The 11,893-nt window shown below is 34.9% G+C and carries 13 protein-coding genes; all 13 read right to left on the bottom strand.

Annotated features, from left to right (window positions below; all coding sequences use genetic code 11):
* Nucleotides 1-17: 17 nt before the first annotated feature.
* Complete coding sequence (locus ACFOZ1_RS10950) at nt 18-539, bottom strand: metallophosphoesterase family protein (protein WP_390199260.1); 522 nt, start codon at nt 537-539, stop codon at nt 18-20.
* Nucleotides 540-549: 10 nt separating this feature from the next.
* Nucleotides 550-1,140: an XTP/dITP diphosphatase gene (locus ACFOZ1_RS10945; RefSeq protein WP_390199258.1), complete on the bottom strand. Its 591-nt coding sequence runs from the start codon at nt 1,138-1,140 to the stop codon at nt 550-552.
* A gap of 15 nt (nt 1,141-1,155) precedes the next feature.
* On the bottom strand, nt 1,156-1,896 hold the full coding sequence (gene rph / locus ACFOZ1_RS10940) for a ribonuclease PH (RefSeq protein ID WP_390199257.1): 741 nt from the start codon (nt 1,894-1,896) through the stop codon (nt 1,156-1,158).
* Nucleotides 1,897-2,222: 326 nt separating this feature from the next.
* A complete protein-coding gene (locus ACFOZ1_RS10935; protein WP_390199255.1) occupies nt 2,223-3,338 on the bottom strand; it encodes a GerMN domain-containing protein in 1,116 nt (371 codons plus the stop codon).
* Between the two features lie 167 nt (nt 3,339-3,505).
* A complete protein-coding gene (racE, locus tag ACFOZ1_RS10930; RefSeq protein WP_390199254.1) occupies nt 3,506-4,324 on the bottom strand; it encodes a glutamate racemase in 819 nt (272 codons plus the stop codon).
* 11 nt (nt 4,325-4,335) lie between these two features.
* Nucleotides 4,336-4,785, bottom strand: a complete 450-nt coding sequence (locus ACFOZ1_RS10925; RefSeq protein ID WP_390199252.1) for a MarR family winged helix-turn-helix transcriptional regulator — start codon at nt 4,783-4,785, stop codon at nt 4,336-4,338.
* Between the two features lie 212 nt (nt 4,786-4,997).
* Nucleotides 4,998-6,041, bottom strand: a complete 1,044-nt coding sequence (gene pseI / locus ACFOZ1_RS10920) for a pseudaminic acid synthase (RefSeq protein WP_390199251.1) — start codon at nt 6,039-6,041, stop codon at nt 4,998-5,000.
* Complete coding sequence (gene pseH / locus ACFOZ1_RS10915) at nt 6,038-6,553, bottom strand: UDP-4-amino-4,6-dideoxy-N-acetyl-beta-L-altrosamine N-acetyltransferase (protein WP_390199249.1); 516 nt, start codon at nt 6,551-6,553, stop codon at nt 6,038-6,040. The genes pseI and pseH overlap by 4 nt, the downstream gene beginning before the upstream one ends.
* A 40-nt stretch (nt 6,554-6,593) precedes the next feature.
* Nucleotides 6,594-7,616, bottom strand: coding sequence for a UDP-2,4-diacetamido-2,4,6-trideoxy-beta-L-altropyranose hydrolase (pseG, locus tag ACFOZ1_RS10910; RefSeq protein ID WP_390199248.1), 1,023 nt, complete (start codon nt 7,614-7,616; stop codon nt 6,594-6,596).
* Entirely contained in the window at nt 7,613-8,335 is a 723-nt protein-coding gene (locus ACFOZ1_RS10905; protein WP_390199247.1) for a cytidylyltransferase domain-containing protein, read from the bottom strand. The genes pseG and ACFOZ1_RS10905 overlap by 4 nt, the downstream gene beginning before the upstream one ends.
* A complete protein-coding gene (pseC, locus tag ACFOZ1_RS10900; RefSeq protein WP_390199245.1) occupies nt 8,332-9,495 on the bottom strand; it encodes a UDP-4-amino-4,6-dideoxy-N-acetyl-beta-L-altrosamine transaminase in 1,164 nt (387 codons plus the stop codon). The genes ACFOZ1_RS10905 and pseC overlap by 4 nt, the downstream gene beginning before the upstream one ends.
* A gap of 12 nt (nt 9,496-9,507) precedes the next feature.
* On the bottom strand, nt 9,508-10,452 hold the full coding sequence (locus tag ACFOZ1_RS10895) for a dTDP-glucose 4,6-dehydratase (protein ID WP_390199243.1): 945 nt from the start codon (nt 10,450-10,452) through the stop codon (nt 9,508-9,510).
* A gap of 47 nt (nt 10,453-10,499) precedes the next feature.
* On the bottom strand, nt 10,500-11,882 hold the full coding sequence (locus ACFOZ1_RS10890; protein ID WP_390199241.1) for a hypothetical protein: 1,383 nt from the start codon (nt 11,880-11,882) through the stop codon (nt 10,500-10,502).
* Nucleotides 11,883-11,893: the final 11 nt, after the last annotated feature.

Raw genomic sequence — 11,893 nt, 5'->3', positions numbered from 1 at the left:
GTCTTATAAGTTTAAACTCATCCTATACTTGTATGATAGGATAGTTCTTTAATTTCATCGCCTTCTTTTGTATAAAAATGCACATTCACTGATGATAAGTCCTCATTCATATGCAATATCACATACGTACCAGGATATTTTGATCTAGGTAATCGAATACTACCAGGGTTAATGAATAGTTTATTACCAACTTTTTCCGCACCAGGTACGTGTGAATGACCAAAACAAACAATATTTGCACCTAGTTCGTCGGCACGGTATGAAATCGGCATTAAATTATACTTAATTTGGTGCATATGACCATGCGCAATGAAAAAATGAGCATTGCCAACTTGAAAAGTCACTTCATCCTTTAAATCATAATCAAAATCCATATTGCCTTTCACTACATACATATCCTTTAATTCTATACTATCCTGTTCTAACTCGGAATCACCACAATGAATCATTGCATCCATGTCATTAACATGTCGCGCTTTAATTTCTTGAACTTCTTTCGTCCAACCATGACTATCGCTCATAATTAATATTGTTGTCATAGATACCCTCCTACAATTCCTTTACCCAATTTACCAATTGATCTAACGCATTTTTTCTATGGCTGATTTTATTTTTTTCTTCTAGCGTTAATTCAGCCATTGTTAAATCTAGGCCTTTTGGTCGGAAAATAGGATCATATCCAAAGCCGTGTTCACCTTTTGGTTCAAATACAATCGCGCCTTCACATTCTCCACGTTTGATGATCGTTTCTTTGTTAGGCTCAGCGATTGCTATCACACATACAAAGCGGGCTGTTCGATCTATTTCTTTTGTTTCCTTTAAATTGTGAAGCACTTTGTTTAGATTATCTGCATCATTCTTTTGTTCACCTGCATATCTAGCTGAATACACACCTGGTTCTCCATTTAACGCATCGATTTCTAGTCCAGAATCATCTGCAATAACTGGCTGTTGAACGATATCACAAATAGTTTCTGCTTTTAGTGTTGCATTTTCCTCGAATGTTGTTCCAGTTTCTTCTACATCTGCTATTTCAGGAAAATCTAATAATGATTTAATTTCACAATGAAATGGTTCTAATAACTTTTGGAAATCTTTCACCTTGCCAGCGTTCTTCGTTGCAATAATGATTTGTTTCATTCTCCATGATTCTCCCTATTTACAATCTAGTTTCTCTTTATAATCATGTATAGCTTGTTTTTGCATTTCAAAAATTTGTTGAAGTCCTTCGTTCGCTAAATCTAACATTTTTGTCAATTGCGCACTTGTAAAAGTAGCTTCTTCGCCTGTTCCTTGCAATTCAACAAATTCTCCCTTACCAGTCATCACCACATTCATATCCACATGTGCAATTGAATCTTCTGCGTATTCTAAATCGAGAATTTCCATACCATCAGGCAATACTCCTACAGATATAGCAGCTAAATAGTCTGTAATAGGAATGGATTTTAATGTGCCTTTATCGACTAAAGTACCTAGTGCATAAACCATTGCAACAAATGCTCCTGTAATAGAAGCCGTTCTCGTACCACCATCTGCTTGGATGACATCACAGTCTATCCAAATCGTACGCTCTCCAATTGCATCTAAATTCACAACAGCACGAAGCGCGCGGCCAATCAGTCGTTGGATTTCCATCGTCCGACCAGACACTTTTCCTTTTGATGATTCACGAATATTACGTGTTTCTGTTGCTCGAGGCAACATCGCATATTCTGCTGTGATCCAACCTTTACCTGACCCTCTCATAAATGGGGGAACACGTTCTTCAATACTTGCATTACAAATTACTTTTGTATCACCTACACTTATTAAAACAGAACCTTCTGCATGTTTCGTAAAATTCGGAATAATTTCAATATCGCGTAATTGATTATGTACTCTATTATTTCTCATCAATCTTCCTCCTTACATTCCTTCTTATCTTAACATATTTTGCATTTAAAGTGATGAAACATACATAAGGAAAACGAAAGATGCCATATGTATTGTTTGGCAATTATAAACTGATTCGACGCAACTCTGATTAGTAGTAATTAAATGATTGGAGTGCGAATAAACCGGAGAGGTTATAAATTTCATATAAAATCTCAAAGTTACCAAATAAAGCTAGATCCCACTTTTCATCTAAATACGTACAAAATCCAAACAACTCGGTAAATAACCACCGAATCGTTTGGAATTTTATAATGTAAAATTCTTTTGTCTCAATCACTATTCTATTAGATTGAATCAGTTGGCGTTACCATCTCTTTTGTAACTGGTGCTGTATAAGGTTGTCCAGCTTCATTGACTACTTGTTCATGATTTTCGATAGATACTTCAATTGCTTCAATCTTTTCATTTTCTGTCAAAGTTAATACAAGTGATTGCATTACTTCATCTGCAAGCAAACTCTTTTCACTGTTTTCTAAAATAGTTTCTGTAAACTGCAATGATAAGACGCCATCATTTACTATTGGAGCTTCTGCAAGCTTTGATCCCGTATTAATATAATTTTCAAGTGGTAAATCAAAGCTTGGCCCATCTAATAGTACATCAATAATAGATGCATATTCATTTGTAGCATCGTATTCCACATGTTGTGTGATAGGTACAAAATAAATGTTTTCATCTTCTCCTTGCATTGGAAAGTAAAGCGTTGTTGCTTTACTTTCCATTAAATCTACCGCTTCTGCATTTTGTACATTAATGCCATTTGCTCTTGAGTAACCTTGTTTAATTGGTGTACCATTTACAGGCATTTCCTCAAGTGATTCGCCATTAATCCACAACTTAATTCTTTCTACATTTTCAAATTGTGTCAATGTATATGTCATTGCCTCAAGTATCTTCTGTTCTTCTCCAGCTTGATATGTGCCAAATTCTTCTGACAAATCAATAATTAATGTACCATCAGCTTCTAGATTCAACTGTAACACTTCTGTTCCTGCAGGTAATACAGCTTCAAATCCTGTAGGTAACATGTTAGATACAGGGCCGTCTTTCACTAAATATTCTAACACTTGTTTTGCTACTTCCTTTGAAGATGGTTGCGGTAAATCCACTTCATGTGGTACTACGAGTCCATTCTCATCAAGAAGATAAAGCACACGTGAGACGGTTGTAGAAGATGGTACTTCTTCTTCAGATATTTCTTCCTCCTCCGCACTCTCATCTCCTTCCGTGTTTTCTAATTCTTCTTGTATTTCAGTTAATTCATCTGTAATCACTGCATCTTCTGGCGGTGGATCTAATGGTTCTAATGTTTGTTCTCCTTTAAATGCATTACATCCCGTCAATAAAAATGTACTAACCAAAACTACCCCTAAAACTTTTTTAGTGAAATCGATTTTCATAACCGATACCTCCTACGATGGTTTGTACTACTATATATACGAGCTATCTTTCAATTTAGAACAACTTGAAAAAATAATAAGATGGTTCTATATGATAATATGAGATCGAATTTACCAAAATAAAAAAATCTAAAAGATAAATGAATTTATCCCTTAGATTTTTTCAACTAGTCCATACTCTTTACTTTTGTTAAATGAATTTTGTTTACTGCTTCAATTTTTTGCTCTAACCATCTTGAAGCAATCATCTCAAAAATTGCTGTATCACCTGTAGTATAAAACTGATAGACAGGTGCGTCGTTTCCAACATACAATGTCTTTTTATATCCTAATATCGTACTTACTTCACGAGCGGTTTCTTCACCTGATGAAATGATTGTAACAGTCGATCCCATCACTTCTTGTATTAAGTCACGTATCATCGGATAATGTGTACAGCCTAATATTAATGTATCCATATTTTTGTATTTCTTCAATGGTTGTAATGTGGATACGACCGTTTCATAAGCATCTCTTCCAGAGACAATTCCTTTCTCTACTAAAGGAACAAACGCTGGACATGCCAAATCATGGACAATTAAGTCTGTGTGTATGTGCTTTAATGTACGTGGGTATTGTTGACTCGCAATCGTTCCTTCAGTCCCAATCACACCAACCTCATCTGTTCTAGTTTGAGTAATAGCTGCTCTTGCACCAGGTTGAATCACACCTACAACTGGAATATCTAATGTTTCTTTTAATAAATCTAATGTATATGCTGTTGCTGTATTACAAGCAATTACAAGCATTTTAATATTTTTACCTAATAAAAAATGGACCATTTCCATCGTGTATTGAATCACTTCTTCTTTCGGTCGTGGACCATATGGGCATCGCTTTGTATCCCCTAAATAAATAATCGATTCTTTTGGTAGTTGTCGCATTAACTCACTAGCAACTGTTAATCCACCTACACCAGAATCAATCACACCAATTGGTTGCTTCATATTATCGCCTCTTAACTTCTGTTCTCTCTCATTTCATAATGCAAAATATGTAAGACACGAGATAACTGTTCAATATCCTCTTCACTTACATTTGTTAATACTTCGCCTAAATATTGCTGTCTTTTCTCCACTACTTCTTTAATAATCTGCTCTCCTTTTTCTAATAAATGGATGCGCACAACTCGTTTATCTTTAGAATCTTTCACACGTTTAACAATTTCATTTCTTTCCATACGATCAACTAAATCGGTTGTCGTACTAAAAGCTAAATGGATTTTATTTGATAACTCTCCTAATGTCAAATCTCCATACTCTAATAAAAATTGTAATGCTATAAACTGTGGTGCAGTAATTGGATAATTATGTAGGATCTCTCTTCCTTTTTGTTTGACGATTCCAGCTATATATCTAAATTCTTTCTCAATATCCGCAATTGTATCTTTAGAAGTTTCTTTTGACAAGATAAAGTCTCCCCTTTTTACAAAAATAAAGCTATAGTACCATTATAAGCGAATTGTTAGTACTATTACAAAATAGCTATCGTACAATACGTATTCTTTCATGTACTTCTTTCTTATCATAACGAAATTCGCACAATTTATCATCTATAAAGGCGTCAAACGTATAAAAGCTGACAAAGTGCTCATACCCTTATCAGCTGATTTGTTTCTTTTTATACATAATCCCAATGAAAAGGAGTACCTTTCTTAAGTGTTTGATTTACTTTTTTCCCAAGTAACATATCATAATATTTCGGAGGTAAACCATAACCCGGCCTCACCACACGTAAATTTTTTTCTGTTAGAATTTCCCCTTTTTTCATATCTTCTGAAATATAGAGTGATCGTCTAAATTGTAAAGATGATTTTTCTTCTTGTGTTGGTCCATAGTAGATATTACCAAGTCCTTGCCAAGCTCTCTTGGATTCTTTTACTAATGTCGCTAATTCATCAGGTTCCGCTGAAAATGCCGCATCTACTCCTCCATCCTCGCGAGAAAGCGTCAAATGTTTTTCTATCACAACTGCCCCTAAAGCGATACTTGCTATAGCAACACCATTTCCCATTGTATGATCAGATAATCCAATTTCACAATTCCACAATTCTCTCATATGAGGAATTGTACGAACATTCGTTGTTTTAGGCGTTGCAGGATACGTACTTGTGCATTTCAATAAAATGATTTGTTCACAGCCTGCCTCAATTGCAGTCTGTACTGCTTCGTCAATTTCAGCAACTGTACACATCCCTGTCGAAATAATGATTGGCTTTTTTGTACTTGCTACTTTGCGAATTAGTGGTAAATCTGTGCATTCAAATGATGCAATTTTATAACACGGAACATTCAATGATTCTAAAAAGTCGATAGCTGTTGCGTCAAATGGCGAACTAAAACCAATTATTCCTTCTTCCATACATTTATTAAAGATAGCTTCATGCCATTCCCAAGGGGTATATGCTTTCTGGTATAATGAATATAAGGTTTCTTTATTCCATAAACTTTTAGAATCTTGAATGGTAAATTGCTGACCTTGATGATTTAATGTCATTGTTTCTGCTCGATATGTTTGGATTTTGAGGGCATCTGCTCCAGCTTTTGCTGCCACCTCCACCATTTGTAGCGCTTTTTCTAATGACTGGTTATGATTGCCAGACATTTCAGCAATAATGAATGGAGGATGGGAAAGCCCAATTTGTCTTTCACCTATTTTAATCATTTCACTACTCCTCTCCACTCTTCTTTGAATAATGCGTATGGAATCACATTTACATACTTACCATTTTTCTTGATATGTTGTTGAAACAATCCTTCCTGCTTAAATCCTAATTTTTCATGAAAGGCCATACTTTGTTGATTTGTTTCCACGACTTCTGCACATACTTTGTTAATCGAGAAGTCTGTAAATATTTTGTTTAATGCTAATATCCCCATCTCTGTCCCTGATCCTCTCGGTGCTTTCTTGTCTCCAATATAAAAACCCCAATACAAACGGTCGAATCTTCTTTCGATATTTGTTAATTGAACAAGACCCAGCGGCACATTATTTTGAATATAAATAAACACAAAATGCTTATCATCTTGCTCCATTTTATGAAACCATTGGATATGGTCTTCCATTGATATCTTTGCATCATTGTACATATGCTTTCTTACATGTTCACTATTACGCCATGCTAAAACAATCGGCAAATCGGACTCCTTTATGAAACGTAAATAACTATTATTCATAAATGAACAGCCTTCTTTCGTCAGATGTAGATGACAAAAATTAAATACTATTTAATATATGTTCGCACACTCCATTTGGATTGATTTGTTTTTTTATTTCTTTCATATTTCTCATGAGTTTATTTACTATTTCCTTATCACGTTGCATCTCTGTTATTCGATTTGCGATAGCCGTAGTAGTTACTTCATCACTTTTTCCCATATGTGATATGATTCCGAGTTTTGATGTGTGTCGTAATATTTCTGTTTGATTATCTGCAATATCAATCGTAATTGTTGGTAATTCCATATAGACGCGTTCCCATGTAGAAGTACCCCCTGCGCCAATTGCAATATCCGCTTTTCTCATCCATTCCGCCATATTGGATGTTTGTTTTAAAATAATAATCTTATCCCATTCAAGATACTGTTGTACTAATTGTTGATAATAAGGATAACTAGAACCAACTACAACAACAATAGATACATCCAACCGATGAATTGCTTGCATTACTTTCATTGTTTCATTCGTCGGGTCACTTCCACCGAATGAAACCAGTACATTTGATATTGAATGTACGGATTTTTTTCTTCCAGGGAAATCTCTAAATTCTTTCCTTAATAAAAGATAATGAAGCCCTAGTAATTTCTCAGTAGTTGTTGGAACAAGGTGTGCATATCGTTCCTCTTTATTGGGCAATTCATTTTGATCAAGCAGTAGATCACAACAATGGGGACGATTAGCCAAATCATCGATTACCATTAGTTTCTTCACATATGGCCTCACGCGCTTTTCCCATTGCTCATCTATTCCATAATGATCAATAATCAATAAATCAATAGATACTATAGTTTGTAAAATGGCAATCGTTTCTCTCGCTTCGATGTCTAATCCTACTGTTTTGACTTTGTATCCTTTCGATTCCATTATGCTAATAAGATTCCCTTTCGTTTTTCTGCAGATAAATAATACATCTACGCCATGTTCACTTAAATCGTCAGCTAATACGAGGCAGCGCATCACATGCCCTGTTCCGATAGTGACAGAGGCGTCGACACGAATCACAACAACTATCGTTCTCACCTCTTTTGTTCAATGTGTGCATTTAATTGTAGAAGCTTAGGTTGACTAGCTAATAATTCCACCACATCCTTTAAAGAGAAGGATGGATTATTTGGATATAATTCTTCTATAATTTTTTGGATTAATTTAAAATCTTCGAATGTATCTACAGTTAATCTGTAATTACTTAAATCTCTTTCATTGGTTACATCTATTGTAGGAAAAGTTGTGGATTGATTTCTAAGAAAAGTTGTGACATGCTCACGATCATACGCGCTCGTTGCTTGTTCGTTGATTTCTTTCAATAATTGGAATGGAATGATTTCTATATCAAACCCTCGTGGAAATGTACGATGAATGACATTGGACACATAATGATTCGGATTCTTTTCATACATTGCAATCATATGATCAATTATTTCTGGGTCTAGTAATGGACAATCTCCAGTTACTCTCACAATGACATCTGCTTGATATTTCACTGCTGCTTCATAGTAACGTGATAGTACGTCTTCTTCATCACCACGATAATAAAGGATTTGATTATTTACACAGTATTCTACGATTGGATGATCTATCGCTTTTGTTGTCGTTGCAATAACGACTTGATGTAACTGATTACAACGACGTATTCGTTCTACTTGATAGGAAAGAAGTTCTCTTCCTAGTACTTTGCGTAGTACTTTGCCTGGTAAACGATTAGAGCCCATTCGTGCCTGGATAATCGCTATCACATTCACATGCTCACCTCATTTGTAATGCGATTTACTTCACGAATCACATCTGCAACGTCCACATCACTCATTCTTGGGAAAATAGGTAAGGAAAGAATCGATTCATACAATGCTTCTGCTTGTTTACAAACACCTTTCTTATACCCTAATTGTTGATAATATGGATGATAGTAGACAGGAATGTAGTGCACGTTTACTCCAATATTTGCTGCAATGAGCTTCTTAAAAATTTCTGTTCGATTTGCTTGTAATTTGTCTGTTTGAAGTTGGATAACATATAGATGAAAACTCGATGACGTATTAGGAAGTTGATATGGGGTTCTAATAAATGGATTGGACTTTAATGCTTCTGTGTACTTTGCTGCAATTTGTCTTCGTCTTTCAATAAAGCTATCTAGTTTAGATAATTGACTAATTCCCAATGCTGCTTGAATATCTGTCAAACGATAATTAAATCCTAATGAATGCATTTCGTAATACCATGGTTTGTCAGAATGTTGTAATCGAGAGGGATCTCTTGTTATTCCATGTGAGCGAAAGTCTTTTAACTTCTCATAATACACTTTAGAATCTGTTGTAATGATACCACCTTCACCTGTTGTCATAGATTTTACAGGGTGAAAGCTAAACATCGTCATATCTGCAAGTGAACCAACTTTCTTTCCTTTATAAGATGCCCCTAAGCCATGTGCCGCATCTGCAATGAGAACAAGGTTGTTTTTCTTTGAAATTGGAGTAATTTTATCATAATCGCAAGGTTGGCCAGTATAATCTACAGTAATGATTGCTTTTGTACGATGATTGATTTTCTCTTCAAGTAACATTGGATCTAAATTATATGTCTCGTGATCAATATCTGAAAAGATGACTTTTCCATCAAGATAACGTACACAGTTAGCAGATGCTGCAAAAGTTAATGGCGATGTAATGACCTCATCGCCACTTTTGATACCACTCGCTACACATGCTCCATGTAGTGCAGCTGTTCCATTTGCAAAAGCTACAGCATATTTTGCACCAACATACTGAGCCATTCGCTGTTCAAATTGATCAATTACTGTACCTGTCGTTAAATAGTCACTTTGCAATACTGCTACCACTTCGTCGATATCCACTTGATCAACCCACTGTTTTCCATAAGGTAAAAAAGTATCTCTAGATTTCATTATCATCGTTCCTTATATTAAATTAGTATTCCGAATCCACGCTTCGGTTTTTTTAATTCCTTCTTCTAAAGTGTGTTTCGGTTCCCATTCGAGCAAGTTTTTGGCTTTTTGATAATTACATAAAAGCTTTGCAATCTCACTCTGTGGGTGAATGTGCGCAACATGTTTGATTCGGTTCTCATCTTGAATAATCAACTTCGCTAAATCATTTATTGCAATATCTTTTCCTAAGCCTGCATTTACAATATGACCATTCACGCTATCTGCATATCCTGATGCGACAACAAAATCCGCACAATCTTCTACATATAGTAAATCACGTGTTTGGGTACCATCACCGTAAATAGAGATTTCCTTGCCTTCAAGCTTATTTTTAATAAAAATTGCTACAACCCCACCTTCTCCACCTGTCTTTTGAAACGGACCATATGTGTTAAATGGACGAATCACGACTACAGGTAAATCATATGCATCTCCATATGACAACACCATATTTTCTGCAGCTAATTTTGCTCCTGCATATGGAGATGCTGGTTTTACATTATTGGATTCGTCTATTCCATTTTCGTCATATGCTCGTTCATAAACCATACAAGTACTCATAAATATCATTTTTACTTGATGTATTCGACATTGTTCTAATACTTGAAATGTACCAACTACATCGTTATTAAATGTTGTTTCAGGATCATCAATACTGTCTTGCACATTAATACTTGCTCCCAAGTGATAACAAATATCGAACTTGTTATTAAATAATTGTTCCAGTATTTTCTTATTTTTTATATCTCCAACAATACATGCTTTAAAATTCGGATGGGTTAGAAATACCTCTACATTTTCCTTACTTCCATTCGATAAATCATCTAAAATCCACACGTTATGCTTATCATCAAGTAGATGCTTGACTACCCACCTACCAATGAATCCTGCGCCCCCTGTAACAAGAATGTTCAATATATATCTTCCTTTCTTAATCTGATTATGCAATAAATGAAAATGCTCTATCCTTGTATTATCTGTTCGATCAATTGAACTAGCCTTTTACTTGACGAACTTCTATCAGGATACGCTTGTTGTAAAAAATCCATTTGGACTTTCTTACAATACTTTTGAAATGATTTTTTTTGGAAAAATTGAATGACTAGTTCTGCTAGTTTAGTCGGATTTGATTGTACGAGTGGTTGAAGTTTATTATAATAACCGGAATAACTAGGCAATGGAGATTGCATCATAAAAGTTGGTTTATTTGTTAACATTGCTTCTAGAGCAACAGTAGATTGATAGGAGACAACAATATCCACATGTAACAACAAATCATATAAACCGATATCTTCACTTGATTTAACTGACGGATATTGCTTCACAAGAGGATGAGTCTCTGTCGCTTTATAATCCCGTACAATAATATTTAGATTCATATTCGCTTTTAACTTATCAATAAAAAGTTTCCATTTGTGTACTTGGCGTTCGCCTCGTACAATGATTAACATTGATTTACGTTCGGTATTTAAGTGTAATCTGTCATATAATTGTTGTTTGGTAATCGATGGTTTCTCGTTTGCTTGATCAAATCGAGGGTGTCCAATAATCGCTAATGAAGAAGGAACCGCACCTTTACTAACATACCAATCTACTTCCCATCTTCCATATAGTGCATCAATTGTTGCTACTTTTGGAATAAAACCGAACTCATTACCAATGATGCCATGTTGGAGTGAGATAGTGGGAATGGCATATCTCGAAGCTACAAATGCCGCTATTCGTCCAAAATGATTAGGACTTGAGATAATCACACAACTTGGATTGACTGTCTGAATAAAATGTTCTGTCATTTCGATTTGACGAATAACAAATGCAAGTTTCTTCCTCAACATGTGTTGAAAGCTTATCTCATTATAGACAGGATCATGTTTGTATCGTTTGAAGATACTCTCTAGTTGATGGTGTACTTTGTTGATTGCATCAAGTGGTTCTTTCACAAGATAATCTTCGAGGTAAACAGATGCACCTTCATAACTTGTCGTGTACACTGTCATTATTTTTTTTGATGGAAAGTATTCTTCTAACATGTTTTTTGGTAACCTAATTAATTGATCTTGCCAAATCACAATTGGTCTTGTTTCATCCTTTTTATTTTGTTTCTTACATTTTAGTGTTAATGCATGATTATAAATTTGTTGAATCTCACTTTCTTGTGTTACTAGATGTGGAAATCTTTTACTAAACGTACTCTCTTTAAATTGTAACCAAAGCGCTTGATTCCCTCTAATTAAACTAGGAAAATGGGTGAGTAGATTTAATTGATATCCTTTGTATGTGAGTGATTGAAAATCTGTAATAAATTTATAATATAAAGACCAATAGTTTTGTCTATATCTATCCACTTACACCCCTC

This window comes from Gracilibacillus marinus (genome assembly GCF_042651725.1).
GTDB lineage: Bacteria > Bacillota > Bacilli > Bacillales > Amphibacillaceae > Gracilibacillus > Gracilibacillus marinus.
This window is presented reverse-complemented; position numbering and strand designations above follow the sequence as displayed.